At 68.1% G+C, this 15796-nt stretch carries 11 protein-coding genes; 8 read left to right on the top strand and 3 right to left on the bottom strand.

What is annotated here, in order from left to right; translation table 11 throughout:
- The first annotated feature begins 11 nt into the window (after positions 1-11).
- The 5 genes from QAD21_RS09730 to QAD21_RS09750 all read left to right on the top strand — a co-directional run bounded on the left by QAD21_RS09730 (position 12) and on the right by QAD21_RS09750 (position 10219).
- Positions 12-4745 carry an NAD-glutamate dehydrogenase gene (locus QAD21_RS09730; protein WP_159370610.1) on the top strand — a complete coding sequence of 1578 codons (4734 nt, stop codon included), beginning with the start codon at positions 12-14 and terminating at the stop codon, positions 4743-4745.
- Between the two features lie 68 nt (positions 4746-4813).
- Positions 4814-7075, top strand: a complete 2262-nt coding sequence (locus QAD21_RS09735; RefSeq protein WP_165630212.1) for a molybdopterin-dependent oxidoreductase — start codon at positions 4814-4816, stop codon at positions 7073-7075.
- A 73-nt stretch (positions 7076-7148) separates the two neighbouring features.
- Positions 7149-7637 carry a thioesterase family protein gene (locus QAD21_RS09740; protein WP_065629020.1) on the top strand — a complete coding sequence of 163 codons (489 nt, stop codon included), beginning with the start codon at positions 7149-7151 and terminating at the stop codon, positions 7635-7637.
- A complete protein-coding gene (locus QAD21_RS09745) occupies positions 7637-8326 on the top strand; it encodes a hypothetical protein (protein ID WP_058250035.1) in 690 nt (229 codons plus the stop codon). Before QAD21_RS09740 ends, QAD21_RS09745 begins: the two co-directional genes overlap by 1 nt.
- Positions 8327-8515: 189 nt before the next feature.
- The gene (locus QAD21_RS09750) at positions 8516-10219 is read left to right on the top strand and encodes an HNH endonuclease signature motif containing protein (RefSeq protein ID WP_068972481.1); all 1704 of its coding nucleotides are present in this window, start codon (positions 8516-8518) and stop codon (positions 10217-10219) included.
- A 90-nt stretch (positions 10220-10309) separates the two neighbouring features.
- Here the strand turns inward: QAD21_RS09750 and QAD21_RS09755 are convergent, their stop codons facing one another.
- Positions 10310-12154: a glycoside hydrolase family 13 protein gene (locus tag QAD21_RS09755; protein ID WP_083229507.1), complete on the bottom strand. Its 1845-nt coding sequence runs from the start codon at positions 12152-12154 to the stop codon at positions 10310-10312.
- Between the two features lie 77 nt (positions 12155-12231).
- Positions 12232-12678, bottom strand: coding sequence for a globin (locus QAD21_RS09760; RefSeq protein ID WP_223259061.1), 447 nt, complete (start codon positions 12676-12678; stop codon positions 12232-12234).
- Positions 12679-12811: 133 nt separating this feature from the next.
- Here QAD21_RS09760 and QAD21_RS09765 point away from each other — a divergent pair, with 133 nt between their 5' ends.
- From QAD21_RS09765 to QAD21_RS09775, 3 genes are all read left to right on the top strand, one after another.
- Entirely contained in the window at positions 12812-13393 is a 582-nt protein-coding gene (locus tag QAD21_RS09765; RefSeq protein WP_058250289.1) for an HNH endonuclease, read from the top strand.
- A gap of 150 nt (positions 13394-13543) precedes the next feature.
- A complete protein-coding gene (locus tag QAD21_RS09770) occupies positions 13544-13798 on the top strand; it encodes a hypothetical protein (RefSeq protein ID WP_058250036.1) in 255 nt (84 codons plus the stop codon).
- Entirely contained in the window at positions 13785-14279 is a 495-nt protein-coding gene (locus QAD21_RS09775; protein WP_189340153.1) for a DUF5130 family protein, read from the top strand. The genes QAD21_RS09770 and QAD21_RS09775 overlap by 14 nt, the downstream gene beginning before the upstream one ends.
- A gap of 71 nt (positions 14280-14350) precedes the next feature.
- Here QAD21_RS09775 and QAD21_RS09780 read toward each other — a convergent pair whose 3' ends face one another.
- Positions 14351-15784, bottom strand: coding sequence for a cation:dicarboxylase symporter family transporter (locus tag QAD21_RS09780; protein ID WP_068972585.1), 1434 nt, complete (start codon positions 15782-15784; stop codon positions 14351-14353).
- Positions 15785-15796 lie beyond the last annotated feature (12 nt).

The following is a 15796-nucleotide window of genomic DNA, read 5'->3' on the forward strand; positions in this document are numbered from 1 at the left end:
CATCGGCAGATGTGACGTCACTCGTTCCGGACGCGGTGGACCACTACTTCAGGTCGCGGACCGACGGGTCGGCAGGTGAGTCGGCCGCCGACCGGGTGCGCAGACATCTCGATGACGCGCGGGTCCGCCGCCGCGGAGAGGCGCTCGTCGGAGTGACCGCGGGCGAGGGCGGCACCGTCGAGATCCTCGTCGTCAACGACGACATGCCGATGCTCGTCGAAGCCGTCCTGGCCACGGTCGAGGCGCACGACCTCACCGTCGATCGCATGGACCACCCGGTGATACCCGTTCAGCGGGACCCCGACGGCACACTCGTCGCCGTCGACTCCGGCGAGACGACCCCGGAGTCCTGGATCGCGGTCTGCGGCCTCGCACGTCACCCGGGCATCGATCCTGAACCGCTGCGCGACGACCTCCGCGAGGTCGTCTCGCGGGTCATCGACGTCGACGCCGATGCGTCGGCGATGCGCTCTCGGATGGCCGAGTGCGCCGCCGGGATGGCCGAGGCGCCGCTGCCGGGGGCCGGAGTCTCCGACGCCGACCGTGGTGAGTACGCCGCACTGCTCGAGTGGTTCGCCGGCAACCACTTCCACCCGCTGGGCCATGTGCGGGTGGGCGGGGACGGGCCCGCCGGGGACGCCGCCCGTCTCGGTGTGTGGCGAACCGACTCCGTCAGCCGCGACTTCCCGTCGGTGACTGATCGTCCGCTGGTCCCGCGGGTCAGCCGGGTGTTCGTGGCGACCGGCATCCAGCGCACCAATTTCCCTGTGCTCGTGCAGGTTCCGACGTTCGATGCGAATGGCGAACACGACGGCGAGCATCGTTTCCTGGGTACCCTCACCTCCGCCGGCAATCATCAGGCGGTGCTCGACGTCCCGGTCCTGCGCGCCAAGGTGCACGACGTCCTCGCGCAGGCGGGCGTCGAGGAGGATTCCTTCGCCGGTCAGTCCATGATCGAGCTGCTGCAGAACTATCCGCTGGTGGAGATGTTCTCGTCCACCGAGGACGAGCTCGAACGCCGCCTGACCGAGATGCTGGACGCGGTGGCGACGCGGTCGCTGCGGCTGTTCCTGCGCACCAACTTCGACGGACGCACCGCCGTCGCCCTCATCTACCTGCCCCGGGACCGCTACAACACGTCCACCCGTCTCGCCCTCGAGCGCGCGCTCGTCGCCGAGGTGGACGGGACCGGGCTGGAGTACACGGCGCGTGTCAGCGAGATGCCGTTGGCACTGTTGCAGGTGCTGGTCTGTATCGACCCGACGACGGCGGCCGAACTCGGCTCGGTCGACACCGGATCACCGGCCCACGCACGCGTGCAGGCGGCGCTGGTCGCCGCCATCCGCGGTTGGGACGAGCGGGTGCGCGAACTGGCTGTCGCAGAAGACGTCCCGGCACTCGACGGCGGCCCGGACGTGCTGCTGCGCCAGTTGTCCTCGTTGTCGGAGGACTACAAGGAGCTCCGCGAGCCGCATGCGGCCCTCGCCGACCTCATCCGCGTCGTCGGTCTGGAACCGGGTGAGATCGACGTGACCCTCGACGCCGCCGAGACGGCGACCGACGGGCGCGAGCCGGACCGGTGGATCTTCACGCTGTACCTCTGCGGTGCGTCGGCGACACTGACCGATGTCCTGCCGGTGTTGCACAGTCTCGGTCTCGATGTCCTCGAGGAGCACCCGTACGAGATCCATCGGCTCGACGACACCGTCTGCTGGGCCTACGAATTCAGCGTCCAACTCGCGGCCGGGATGACCGTCGACCTCGACCACGCCGACGACCTCGCCGATCGGTTCACCGAGGCGTTCCGCCGGATCTGGCTCGCCGGTGCGGACGTCGACGCCTACAACGAACTCGTCATCAGGTCGGGCCTGGACTGGCGGTCGGCGGCGATGCTGCGCGCCTACGGGCAGTACCTGCGCCAATGCGGGTTCTCGTACAGTTCGGCCCACGTCGCCAGCGTCCTCGGCCAACACCTCGCCATCACCCGCGGCCTCGTCGACCTGTTCGTCGCGTCGTTCGATCCCGACACCGCCGACGAACAGCGCCGAAAGCGGGTACGCGACAAGCTCGACGAGGAGATCGGACTCGTGTTGGGCCTCGATGCCGACCGCATCGTCTCCGCGTTCGCGGCGGTGCTGTCGGCGACCGACCGCACGAACTACTTCGTCGACGGCGGGTCGTCGGACTCCGATCACTGTCCGGTCATCTCGTTCAAACTCCGTCCGCGCGACATCCCGCAGACCCCTAAACCCCGTCCGCTGCACGAGATCTTCGTCTACTCACCGCGCGTAGAGGGGGTGCACCTCCGATTCGGCTCGGTCGCCCGTGGCGGCCTGCGCTGGTCGGACCGCCGGGAGGATTTCCGCACCGAGATCCTCGGCCTGGTCAAGGCGCAGGCGGTGAAGAACGCGGTGATCGTGCCGCTCGGCGCCAAGGGCGGTTTCGTGGTCAAACAGCCGCCGCCGCCGACCGGTTACGCCGCGCGGGACCGGGAGGCGCAGCGGGAGGAAGGGATCGCGTGCTACCGGCAGTTCATCGCCGGCCTGCTCGACGTGACCGACAACATCGACCTCGCGACCGGGGAGGTCATCCCCGCCCGCGGGGTCGTCCGGCTCGACTCCGACGACACCTACCTGGTGGTGGCGGCCGACAAGGGCACCGCCTCGTTCTCCGACATCGCCAACGACGTGTCGAAGTCGTACGGGTTCTGGCTCGGCGACGCCTTCGCCTCCGGCGGGTCGGCCGGGTACGACCACAAGGCCATGGGTATCACTGCCCGGGGCGCGTGGGAGTCGGTCAAGCGGCATTTCCGCGAGATGGGGACCGACACGCAGTCGCAGGACTTCACCGTCGTCGGGATCGGCGACATGAGCGGCGACGTGTTCGGCAACGGGATGCTGCTCAGCGAGCATATCCGGCTCGTCGCCGCGTTCGATCACCGGCACATCTTCGTCGACCCCGATCCGGAGGCGGCGGCGTCGTTCACCGAACGGAAGCGGTTGTTCGGCCTCCCGCGGTCGTCGTGGGCGGACTACGACACCGACCTCATCAGTGCCGGCGGCGGGGTGTGGGAGCGCGACCGCAAGTCGATCCCGATCACCCCCGAGATGGTGGACGCGCTGGGCATGGAAGACGGCACGACAGAACTCTCACCACCCGAATTGATACGCGCGATCCTGCTCGCTCCGGTCGACCTCCTGTGGAACGGCGGCATCGGGACCTACGTGAAGGCGTCGACCGAATCACATGCGAGTGTCGGCGACAAGTCCAACGACGCGATCCGCGTCGACGGAAACGAGTTGCGTGCCAGGGTGATCGGAGAGGGCGGCAACCTCGGGGTCACCGAACGCGGGCGCATCGAGTTCGACCTCGCCGGGGGCCGGATCAACACCGACGCCCTCGACAACTCGGCCGGGGTCGACTGTTCCGACCACGAGGTGAACATCAAGATCCTGCTCGACGCGGCGGTCTCGGCGGGCGGCCTCGACGCCGACGAACGCGACCCCCTACTGGAGTCGATGACCGACGAGGTCGCCGAACTCGTTCTCGCCGACAACATCTCGCAGAACTCCGAGCTCGGATTCTGCCGCACATTCGAGCTGCTGCGAGTGGAGGTGCACGCCCGCATGCTCGAACACCTCGCCGCCAAACGGGGCGTCGACCTACGCCTGGAAGCGCTGCCCGAGCCGCGCGAGCTGCGCAAGCGGGTCGGCAGTGAGCTCCACCGCGGTCTCACGTCGCCCGAGTTCGCCACGCTCATGGCGCACGTCAAGCTCGAGTCCAAATCCGACCTGCTCGCCACCGACCTCCCCGACAACGACGTGTTCGCACCCCGCGTCGCGCGCTACTTCCCGGACGCGGTGCGCACCGAGCATTCCGACGCGATCAGCGGACACCGGTTGCGGCGTCAGATCGTGGCGACGACCCTCGTCAACGACGTGATCGACCACGCCGGGATGACCCACCTGTTCCGGTTGAGCGAGGGGAGCAGCTGCAGTACCGAGGAGGGCGTCCGCGCGTATGTGGTGTCCAACAAGGTCTTCGGCATGAACGAGGTGTTCGAGGGCATTCGGCATGCACCGGCTCCGGTCGAGGCCGTCGACGAGATGATGCTGTACGCGCGCCGTCTGCTGTTCCGCGCCTCGCGGTGGCTGCTCGCCTTCCGGCCGCAACCATTGGCCATGGCCGCCGAGATCACCCGCTACGGCGAGCGGGTGGCAGCACTGTCCGAGGTCATCGACGACTGGTACGGGCCGAGTTCGGCACGCGATGTCGCCGAGCGCGCCGACACCTACATCGAGCACGGCGTTCCCGAGGACCTCGCCCACACCGTCGCGGCTAGCCTGCACCGCTTCTGTCTGCTCGACATCATCGACGCGGCCGAGATCGCCGACCGGGACGCCGGCGAGGTCGGCGACCTCTACTTCGGGGTGATGGAGCACTTCGGTCTCGAACAGCTGCTCACGGCGGTGTCGGGACTCGAATTCGGCGATCGATGGCATGCGCTGGCCCGGTTGGCAGTGCGTGACGACATGCACGGTGCGCTCCGTGCGCTGACCCTGCGGATCCTGGAGGTCAGCGAACCCGGGGAGAGCACGGCCGACAAGATCGCCGAGTGGGAGTCCTCGCGGTCGAACCGGCTGAGCCGGGTACGTAGCGTGCTCCGGGAGATCGAGGAGACCGGGACCGCGGACCTGGCCACGCTCTCCGTCGCGGCCCGGCAGCTGCGGAGCGTGATCCGCTGATGCGCAGGCGACGGCTGCCGTCGTCGAATCCGTCGCAGTCAGGTGTGCCGAGCGCCTAGCCTGAGCACATGACCCGAACCGCACCGCGCATCTGCCCGCTCTGCGAGGCCACCTGCGGTCTGACCCTCACCATCGGCCGGGACCGCACGACCGGCGGCGAGATCGTCACCGCCGCGCGCGGTGACGCCGACGACGTGTTCAGTGCCGGCTACCTGTGTCCGAAGGGTGCGAGTTTCGCCCAGCTCGACAACGATCCCGATCGTCTCGACCGTCCGCTCATCCGGCGCGATGGTCGGCTCGTCGAAACCGATTGGGACACAGCGCTCACCGCTGCGGTCGACGGGCTGCGCGAGGTGATCTCGACCTCCGGCGGCGAGTCGATCGGCTTCTACCTCGGCAATCCGTCCGCGCACACCGTCGCCGGCACGATGTACGCGCCCTTGCTCATCCGGGCACTCGGTACCCGCAACGTGTTCAGCGCCAGCACCCTCGACCAGATGCCGAAGCAGGCGGCCACCGGTTACCTCGTCGGTCATGCGGGGACTTTTGCCGTCCCGGACCTCGACCGCACCGATCATCTCGTGATCATCGGAGCGAACCCGGTGGTCTCCAACGGCAGTGTGACCACCGCCGCCGACTTCCCCGGGAAACTGACCGCGCTGCGCCGCCGGGGCGGGCGCCTGACCGTCATCGACCCGGCACGCACCCGCACGGCGAAGTTGGCGGACACCCACATCGCGCCGCGGCCCGGAACGGATGCGGCGCTGCTGTGCGCGGTGGTGCAGTGCCTGTTCGACGAGGACCTCGTCGCCGCCGACCTCGGCGGGATCGCCACGCATGTCACCGGCGTGGAGGCGCTGCGCGACGAGCTGAGCGGTTTCACTCCCGAACGGGTCGCCTCGTTCTGTGGTGTGGCGGCCGCCGACATCCGGGCTCTCGCCCGGTCGATCGCCGCGTCGGAATCGGCCGCCGTCTACGGCCGGATGGGCACCACCACAGTGCAATTCGGGACCATCGGCAGTTGGCTCATCGACGTGGTGAACATCCTCACCGGCAACTTCGACCGGCCCGGGGGAGTGATGTTCCCGCTCGCACCGACCGCTCCGTCGCCCCGCCCGGCCCGTGCGGGCCGGGGGTTCCGTACCGGGCGGTGGCGCAGCCGGGTTTCCGGTCACGCGGAGGTCGGCGGTGAGCTCCCCGCCGTCGCGATGGCCGAGGAGTTCGAGACGCCCGGCGAGGGGCGGTTGCGGGCGCTGGTGACGGTGTCGGGTAACCCCGTCCTGTCCGCGCCGAACGGCGCACGACTGGGACGCGCACTCGACGACGCACAGTTCGTGGTCTGCGTCGACCCCTATCTGAACGAGACGACGCGGCACGCACACGTCGTGCTGCCGCCGCCGCGCCCGTCGCAGAGTCCGCATTTCGATGCCATCCTGAACAACCTGGCGGTCCGGGCCACCGCCCGCTACTCGCCGCCCGTGTTACCGCTGCCGGCAGGCCGTCCCGACGAGATCGAGATCGTGTGCCGGCTGATCATGGGCCTGTCCGGGGCCGGGGTCGACGCCGACCCGGGGCTCGTCGACGAACAGGTCATCGCGGCGACTCTGTCGAAGGAGGTCGCCGACCCCTATTCGCCCGTTGCCGGCCGTGACGTCGCCTCGCTCGTCGCGAAGTTGCCCGACGCGCCCGGGCACCAGCGTCGGCTGGACATGCTGTTCCGCCTCGGGGCGTACGGCGACGCCTTCGGCGCGCGCAACGGCCTCACGTTCGCGGATGTGCTGGCCGCGCCGCACGGCATCGACCTGGGGCCGATGCGGCCGCGCCTGCCCGGGGTGCTCCGCACGGCATCCGGCAAGATCGAACTCGCTCCCGACCCGCTCATCGGCGACCTCGCACGCCTGAGCGCAGCGGTGGACGCCGGGGGCGACCCGGCGCCGGCCGCCGACGGCAGCCTGCTGCTGGTCGGCCGCCGCCACCTGCGTTCGAACAACAGCTGGATGCACAATCTCCCGGCCCTCACCGGCGGTACCAATCGCTGCACCCTGCTCATGCATCCCGACGATGCCGACCGACTCGGCATCTCCGACGTCGCCAAGGTCCGCGGTGCGGGCGGTTCGCTGACCGTCCCCGTCGAGATCACCACCGACATCCGGCCCGGGGTCGCGTCGCTGCCGCACGGGTGGGGTCATGATGTCGACGGCATCAGACTGGGCGTCGCTGCCGCCGAGCCGGGTGTGAACGTGAACGACCTGAACGACGGCGCCCTGCTGGACCCGCTCTCGGGGACCGTCGTCCTCAACGGTCTGCCGGTGGAGATCGCGCCTGCTTGACCGGGTCGGGTAGTGCGTAGGGTTGGGCCGGGGTGGCCGCGCTGGCCGCCCGCCGACACCGATCTCACAGGGGATGACGCACGTGCTCAACGAGGACGCCGGGACCACGACCGCTGACGGATACCTGGTCAAGGTGCCGGTGCGCTGGTCGGACATGGATGTCTACGCGCACATCAACCACGCCCGGATGGTGACGTTGCTCGAAGAGGCGCGCATTCCCTGGCTCTTCTACGACGGCCGACCGACCGCGCCCCTGCGCGACGGCTGCCTCGTCGCCGACCTACACGTGAGATATCAAGCGCAGCTGCGTCATTCCGAGGGGCCGATCGAGGTCACCATGTTCGTCGAACGCCTGCGGGCCGTCGACTTCACCGTCGGCTACGAAGTGCGCGCGGCGGGTGCCGACCCCGCCTCTCGCCCCGCCGTGGTCGCCAGCACACAGCTCGTCGCCTTCGACGTGGCGGCCCAGCGCATCGCCCGGCTCACCCCGGAACAGAAGGTCTACCTCGCCGGATTCCGCCGCCCTGCCGGGGAATCGGCCACACGCGGCGGGCCGAGTTGATGGAGCGGTTCATCGAGTTCGCGTCCTCGGACCGATCGAACGCCCTCGCGTTCCTCTCGCACGCAGTACGTCTCGACGATGCCGCCGTCGTCCGGGTGGTCGCGCGTTCGGACGGTCTGGTGGCCTTGTGGGCACATACCGGGTTCGACGTCCTCGCCACCCGGTCGGTGACCGGACGAATCGCGCCGACCGACATCGTGTGCGACGCTTCGACACTGCGTGCGACCGTCGAATCGGCCGGCCCGGGCACCGCGGTCGATCCCGGCTTCTCACTCGACAGTGCCTGGCGCGGAGCGCTTCCCGCTGCGGTCGGGTTCCGGCACATCGACGACGTACCCGCCCGCAGCGTGGTCGAACTGTCCCGGGAAGGCGCCCGGGTGGCGCGCGAGGAGGGGAGCGGGCACGGTCCCGCAACGGGTCTGCTCGATCAGGATGTCCTCGAGGTCACGTCGGAGGAGGGTGCGCTGCGGGCCGCGGTGAGCATGCGATCGGTCTTCGCCCTGACCGGCATGGGATTCATCCGCGACGCGGACGGACGAGCGGTCACCGAGACCTCCGACACCGGGGCGATCGCAGCCGACGAACCGGTACGAATCCGGATGTCGGCGGCGTGGATTCGGATCGATGCACGCTTCGGCTCGGTGTATCAGCGCCGGCACCGCGATCTCGCGGTCACCGTCCTGAACTAAACGGTGTGTCTCACGATGATCTCTCTTGTCGCCTGAGCTCCAGCCATGGTGATTCGCACTGGCCGCCACGCAGACACGATTATCTCGAAGTCGGAGGCCTGTCAGTACGTCGTGGTTCGATTTGTAGGACGTCCGGGACTTGGAAAAATCAAGCCTTGACTCGAACATATTTTCGAGTACGATGGTGTCATGTCATCGGGGGCGGGGGCCGGATCCACGGCGGTGGACCCATCACAGGAGTCCGTCGAACCGCGCTTTCGTCCCGACCATGAACTCTCCGCATCCGAACTCGTCGAGGTCCTCAACCACTGCGCGGGCTTGGCGGCAGCGTCCGCGCATCGAATGATGGTCGTTGCCAGCCTCATTCACGATGAACGCGAGATGGATTACGCGCAGCGCCGCGCCGAGACGCACAGCGGCGAACTCGACTCCATCGAAGCCTTCGAGCACCTATCAGCGCGAGTGGCCGCCGGCGAGAACCCCTACGAGCAGTTCGGGCCCAACGGTCTCGAACAAGCCATCGCCGAAGTCGGCGCCACCCTCACCGTGACACCGGCCGAGGCGAAAGACCTCATCGAGGCCGGCGACGCACTGCGCTACCGACTCTCCTTCACCGGGCACGCACTGGCGTGCGGTCGAATCGACAAGCGCCGCTTCCTCATCGCTCTCAAGCGCACCGATCTCATCACCGACGACGAAGAGATGCAGACCGTCGACGCCCATCTCGCCGAAGCGATCTTCGCCCGCCCACCGATGTCGACGGCCCGGTTCACCGCCATGGTCGATTCGATCGTCGCCAAGTGGGCACCCGACGCGATCCGCCGACGCAAGGAGCGAGTGAAGTCCGACCGCAAGGTGACGGTCACCCCCGATCGGTTCACGCCGGGGCAGTCCCGGATCTCCGGGACGCTGCCCGATGCTGATGCCGCCGAGTTCGACGCCCGCCTGACGGCGATGGCCACCGCGGTCCACGCCGGTGACCCTCGAAAGTTGGCCAATCGCCGGGTCGATGCCCTCAAAGCACTTTCGCGCGGCGAAGCCGCCATCACCTGCCTATGCGACGACTGTCGACCTGCCGCAACCGAACCCGACACAGCACCAGATTTCGACCCAGCGACAGTGGATACCGCCGAGCCGCCTGCACCAGCTGCTGAGATGGTGGATGCGGACACCTTCGTCGACCCGTCAGCCCCCGACACCGCTGCCGATGACCCGGCCGCGCCGACCGACTCGGCGTCGGACTCGCTGGCGCCGCGCGCGACCTTTCACATCGTGGTGAACCTGTCGACCCTGATCGGTCTCGACGACGATCCCGCGTTCCTCGACCGCCATGGCATCATCGACGCCGACACCGCGCGAGAACTCCTCGCCGAAGCGCGACGCACCTACATCCATCCCGCACCGACCCCCGCCGCGCCACTGGCATCGGCTCCCGAGGCAGACAGTTCGACAACGCGGTACACCCCGTCGAAGAAGCTGCAGGCGCTGGTGCGTGCCGGCGAACTGTGCTGCACCTTCCCCGGCTGCAACGCCCCGGTCTGGCAGATCGACCTCGACCACACCGAACCCTTCGATCACACCGACCCGCGGCGCGGTGGCCCGACCGATGCGCGCAACCTCAAACCGCTGTGCCGCTTCCATCACCGCATCAAGACCTTCACCAGCTGGCAGGACCACCAAGACGAGTCCCGCACCGCCTGGTTCACCACACCCACCGGTCACATGTTCGTCGGCAACGCCTTCAGCGGACGCGACCTGTTCAACAAGCTCTTCCCCAGACGATCACCCGATCACCCCGCCCGCGACCGACTCACCAAGCAGCGCGACAACGACTTCCGACGCCACCAACGCGCCGAGAAGCGCTGGAACGACGCCAACCCGCCGCCCTTCTAGCAGCGTTTCACGATTGTCTTGCTTGCTATCGACGGCGGTGAGGTGCCTGCGTGCCCCTCACGTGGTCCGCGGCCGGCTGCCCGAGTTCAGTCACACCAGCCAGGCCGCTGCGTCCGGCGCCAGCATCCCGTCGACGAGAGGTGAACTGACGAGCAGCAATTCGCCGGGCGGAAGGGGCACCGGCTCATCGCCGGCGTTCAGCGCACAGACCAGCTGACCCTCGGAACGACGGAACGCCAGGCATCCCTCCGGCGCGCCGTACCACTCGAGGTGCTCACCGGTGAACTCCGGACGGGTCACCCTCAGGTCGATGGCTGCGCGGTACAGCGACAGCATCGACCCCACGTCCTCGAGCTGGGCTTCGACAGTGAGCGCGCGCCACGAATCCGGGATCGGCAGCCAGGTCTCGGACGTCGCACTGAATCCGAAGGGCGGCTCGGTCCCCTCCCAGGGGATCGGGACGCGGCAGCCGTCCCGCCCGCGTTCGGTGCGTCCGGACCGTTCCCACACCGGGTCCTGGAGTGCGTCGTCGGGCAGGTCGTCGACGTTCGGCAGTCCCAGTTCGCTGCCGTTGTAGAGGAAAACCGTTCCGGGCAGCGCCATTTCGACGACGAGCATCGCTCTTGCGCGCCTCGTGCCGCGCTCGAGGTCGAGTGCCCCGGTCTCCGGGTCGGCGACGGCGTATCGCGTGACCTCGCGGGCGACATCGTGATTGGACAGCGTCCACGTCGGAGTACCGGACACCGACAACACCGCGTCGAGTGAGTTCTCGATGGCCTCCCTGATCGCACCGGATTCGAACGGCGCCTTGGCGAGCCGGAAGTTGAACCCGAGGTGCAGTTCGTCGGGACGCAGGTACTCGGCGAATCGCTCGTTGTCGCTGACCCAGATCTCACCGACGTTGGCTGCCCCGGGATACTCGTCGAGGACCTTGCGGATCTTGCGGTGGATCTCGTGCACCGCATAGTTGTTGAAACGAGGGTCGTCGTCGGAGTTCTGCAGCAATTTGGTCGCCGACAGATCCATGTCGGGCAGGTCCGCGGGTTTGGCCATGCCGTGCGCGACGTCGATGCGGAAGCCGTCGACACCCCGATCCAGCCAGAAGCGCAGCGTCTTCTCGAGATCGGCGAAGACGTCCGGGTTCTCCCAGTTCAGGTCCGGCTGCTCCTTGGCGAAGATGTGCAGGTACCACTGTCCCGGCGAGCCGTCGGCCTCGGTGACCCGGGTCCAGGCAGGTCCGCCGAAGATGCTGTGCCAGTTGTTCGGCGGCTCGTCGCCGTCGTCACCGAGGCCGTCCCGGAAGATGTACCGCTCGCGTTCGGGACTGCCGGGGGCCGCGGCCAGCGCGGCCTGGAACCACTCGTGCTGGTCACTCGTGTGGTTGGGGACGAGGTCCATCGTCACCCGGATGTCGCGTTCGTGGGCCTCGGCGATGAGCTCGTCGAAGACGTCGAGGTCGCCGAAGAGGGGATCGACGTCCCGGGGATCGGAGACGTCGTAACCGTGATCTGCCATGGGAGAGGCCATGATCGGACTGAGCCAGATCGCATCGATCCCGAGGAGTTCGAGATAGCCGAGTTTGTCGATGACACCGGCGAGATCGCCGACGCCGTCACCGCTGACATCGGAGAACGAGCGCGGATAGATCTGATAGAACACCGCGGACTTCCACCACGTGGTGTCAGCCGGATCCAGCTGCGACACAACGGGTGGTGCGACCGGTGCGTCGGCGGCGACGACGGCCTCGCCGGCAGCCGGCTCCTCGAGCGCATCGACGTCGGACTCGATCGCGCCGTCGTCGGACTCGATCGCGCCGTCGTCGAACGCGACGTCGGACTCGATCGCGCCGTCGTCGAACGCGACGTCGTCGGGCTGACCCCCGTCGGATGGCTCGGCGGGGACGACCTCTGGTGTCTCATCGCTCACCGTGGTCATTGTGCCCTACCTGAGTTTTCTCGGAGAAATCCAGGTCAGTCGGCGAGTCGGGCGGCGTGTCGGGACAGAAAACGCTCTCAGATGGGTGAATTCATCATCGATTGCGCAGCCATCTCCATGTAGTCGATCAGCGCCTGGCGGTGGGGTGCGTCGAGCGTGTCGTCGTCGATGGAGGCGATTGCGGTGTGCATACAGCGCAGCCACGCGTCCCGCTCGATGGGACCGACGCGGAAGGGGTTGTGACGCATGCGGAGTCGGGGGTGGCCGCGCTCATCGGAGTAGGTTCGCGGGCCGCCCCAGTACTGTTCGAGGAACATCCGCATCCGACGCTCGGCCGGACCCAGGTCCTCCTCGGGATACAGCGGGCGCAGCACCTCGTCGCGCGCCACCTCGCGATAGAACACAGCCGTGAGTCGCCGGAACGTCTCGGCACCGCCGACCTCGTCGTAGAAGGTCCGCGCGGGGGTTGCCGGCGCCGGTGCGGTCGGAGGGGATGTGTTGGGTTCGCCAGTCACCCTCGCCATTGTCCTCACCCGGGCGCGGTGTCTCAACGTCGACGCCGGGTCGGCCCCGTGAGCTGGCCGGACACCGTGAAACAGCTGTCACGGGGACCGCCACCGTGGTGGACTTGTGCTCGGCGGGGTGGCGGGAGGCGAGATGACGCACAGATCACACGCGAAGACGGGACGCGGGCAGATCCGTCCCGCTCCCGGCGCCGGGGCCTGGACACGCCGCCGGGTGCTGCTCCTCAACGCCACGTACGAGCCGCTGACGGCCGTGACGGTCCGGCGTGCGGTCGTCCTCATCCTCCGTGATCGCGCCGATCTGGTGCACGCCGACGAACAGGGCGAGGCGGTGCACTCCGTGGGTGGTGCGGTCCCGGTTCCGACCGTGATCCGCCTCCGCAGATACGTCCACGTGCCGTACCGGGCGACCGTGCCGATGACTCGGGCCGCTCTGATGCGTCGTGACCTGAACGGGTGCGGCTACTGCGGTGCACGGGCGACGACGATCGACCACGTGGTCCCGCGGAGTCGGGGCGGGACGCACACCTGGGAGAACTGCGTGGCGTGCTGTGCCTCGTGCAATCACCGGAAGGCGGATCGTCTGCTCGGGGAGCTGGGGTGGACGCTGCGGACGGTTCCGACCGTGCCGAAGGGCAGGCACTGGCGTGTGCTGGCCACCATCAAGGACATCGATCCGGCGTGGCTGCAGTACCTCGATGCCGGCGCCGCGTGAGGGGCATGATCCGGTCGCACGGGGTCGCCTCACACGTCTACGACGCGCTGTAGGCCCCCGTGGGCCGGGCGGCGGCCAGTGGGTTAGATTGATCAACGATGACCTGCGCCGACAACCGGGCGGGTCCGGCGCGACCATCGAAAGGGTGACATGGACGTCGACAGCCTGATCGTCCCCATCGGAGTGCCAGTCACGATTCTCACGGTGCTTGCTGTTCTGCTCTGTGTTGTCGCGATGGTGTTCTCCTCCGGGGTCAAGTACCCGAAGGTCGAGGAATACACCCTCGACCAGCAGTGGGAACACGCACCGCTTCTCTTCAGTGCCACCGACATCGAACCGATGGCACTTCCGCGGCATGCGGAACCCGGCGACGTCGATGGGAGCTCGGCCAGTGGCAAATGGTGAGGTTACGCACGCAAATGTGAGCGCCGAGGTCGCGGCCCGGTCGGCCGCCGAACTGCCGCTGGGCGCCGTCTTCACCAACAGCGGTCGCATTTCCGCGGCACGCTACCCGGCCGACGCTCCGACGACGCCGCCGTTCAGCAAGAAGGATCTGATCGCGCTCGACGAGACGCTGAAGGCCGCCAGCGAGAAGGCCCTCGTGCGCTTCTCGGTCTACATCGGCGACCTCGACGGTGAGCTGGAGACCAGCGCCCGCGCGATCCTCGCGAGATCGCCCGAGCCCGCGTACGGCACCCTCATCGCCGTCTCGCCGAACTCGCGTGACGTGGTGATCGTCTCCGGCAACAAGGTGTCCACCCGCGTGAACGATCGCGTCGCGGCTCTCGGTGTCACCGCCGCGGTCACCGGCTTCCGTCAGGGCAACCTGATCGACGGGCTGATCGCCTCGCTGCGCGTGATGGCCACCGCCGCCGCCGGCGGCTGATCGCTCGCACACCCGGATACACGAAGGCCGCCCCACCATTCCGGTGGGGCGGCCTTCGTCGTCGCGGGTCGTCAGTGGGTGAGGACCTTCTCGTGGGCTCCGCGACCGGTGGGGTCGTCGTCGAGTTCGTCGTCGACCATGTTGCTCTCGTCGAACGGATCCCGGCCGGACAGCACGTCGTCGATGCGCTGCTTGTCGATGGTGCTGGTCCACGAGCCGACGAGCAGCGTCGCGACCGCGTTGCCGGAGAAGTTGGTGACCGCGCGGGCCTCCGACATGAACCGGTCGATGCCGACGATGAGGCCGACGCCGTCGAGCATGTCGGGGCGATGGGCCTGGAGTCCGCCGGCGAGGGTGGCCAGTCCCGCACCGCTGACGCCGGCGGCGCCCTTGGACGCGATGATCATGAACGCGAGCAGGCCGATCTGCTCACCGACCGACAGCGGGTCGCCCATCGCGTCGGCGATGAAGATCGACGCCATCGTGAGGTAGATGGCGGTGCCGTCGAGGTTGAACGAGTACCCGGTCGGCACCACGACGCCGACTGTGGTCTTCTCCACGCCGAGGTGCTCCATCTTCGCGATCAGGCGAGGCAGCGCGGACTCCGAGGACGACGTCGCGAAGATCAGGATGTACTCGCGGGTGAGGTACTTGACGAGTTTGAAGATCGAGACGCCCGACACGGTGCGCAGCAGCACCCCGAGCACGCCGAACACGAACACCAGGCAGGTCAGATAGAACGCGAGCATCAGCGTCAGCAGCTGCTGGACCGCAGCCCAGCCGGTCTGTCCCACGACGCTGGCGATGGCGCCGAACGCGCCGATGGGGGCCACCCAGAGCACCATGGTGAGCACCTTGAAGACGAGCTTCTGGAAGTAGGAGACCGCGGTGAGGATCGGTTCGCCGGTGCGGCCCATCGCCTGGATCGCGAAGCCCACGAGCAGCGCGACGAACAGCGCCTGCAGGACGCTGCCCTCGGTCAGCGCGGACAGCATCGATTCCGGAATGATGCCCTGGATGAAGTCGAGGGTTCCGCCGGACTCGTGTGCGTCCTCGGCGAGTTCCTGGCCCTTGCCCGACACCGAGTCGATGTTCAGGCCGTCGCCCGGCTGGATGATGTTGCCGACGACCAGGCCGATGGCCAGCGCAACCGTCGACATCGCCAGGAAGTAGACGAACGCGAGTCCGCCGACCTTGCCGACCGTCGCGGCCTTGCGAACCGAGCCGATGCCCAACACGATCGTGCAGAAGATGACCGGGGCGATCATCATCTTGATGAGGCTGACGAACATGGTCCCCAGCACTCCGAGGTCCTTGCCGACGCCCGGCGCGACGAGCCCGACCACGACGCCCGCGATCACCGCGATGATGACACCGATGTACAGCCAGTGGGTGCGGTCGCGCTTGGTCTTGGATGGCGTGTCGGCCGTATCGTCGGGCGTGGTCACGATGGGATCGGAGCCGTCCCCGGCCGGTGAGTCGCCGGACCTGCCTCGAATGTTCATCGGTGATTCTCT

Origin of the sequence: Gordonia sp. SMJS1 (assembly GCF_029866425.1) — a bacterium.
GTDB classification, from domain to species: Bacteria; Actinomycetota; Actinomycetes; order Mycobacteriales; family Mycobacteriaceae; genus Gordonia; species Gordonia hongkongensis.

What these genes read in the sequence shown, in the direction of transcription:
- QAD21_RS09735 (WP_165630212.1), top strand. Translation starts at nt 4,814, where the DNA reads ATGACCCGAACCGCACCGCGCATCTGCCCGCTCTGCGAGGCCACCTGC.
- QAD21_RS09740 (WP_065629020.1), top strand. Translation starts at nt 7,149, where the DNA reads ATGACGCACGTGCTCAACGAGGACGCCGGGACCACGACCGCTGACGGA.
- QAD21_RS09745 (WP_058250035.1), top strand. Translation starts at nt 7,637, where the DNA reads ATGGAGCGGTTCATCGAGTTCGCGTCCTCGGACCGATCGAACGCCCTC.
- QAD21_RS09750 (WP_068972481.1), top strand. Translation starts at nt 8,516, where the DNA reads ATGTCATCGGGGGCGGGGGCCGGATCCACGGCGGTGGACCCATCACAG.
- QAD21_RS09755 (WP_083229507.1), bottom strand. Translation starts at nt 12,154, where the DNA reads ATGACCACGGTGAGCGATGAGACACCAGAGGTCGTCCCCGCCGAGCCA.
- QAD21_RS09760 (WP_223259061.1), bottom strand. Translation starts at nt 12,678, where the DNA reads ATGGCGAGGGTGACTGGCGAACCCAACACATCCCCTCCGACCGCACCG.
- QAD21_RS09765 (WP_058250289.1), top strand. Translation starts at nt 12,812, where the DNA reads ATGACGCACAGATCACACGCGAAGACGGGACGCGGGCAGATCCGTCCC.
- QAD21_RS09770 (WP_058250036.1), top strand. Translation starts at nt 13,544, where the DNA reads ATGGACGTCGACAGCCTGATCGTCCCCATCGGAGTGCCAGTCACGATT.
- QAD21_RS09780 (WP_068972585.1), bottom strand. Translation starts at nt 15,784, where the DNA reads ATGAACATTCGAGGCAGGTCCGGCGACTCACCGGCCGGGGACGGCTCC.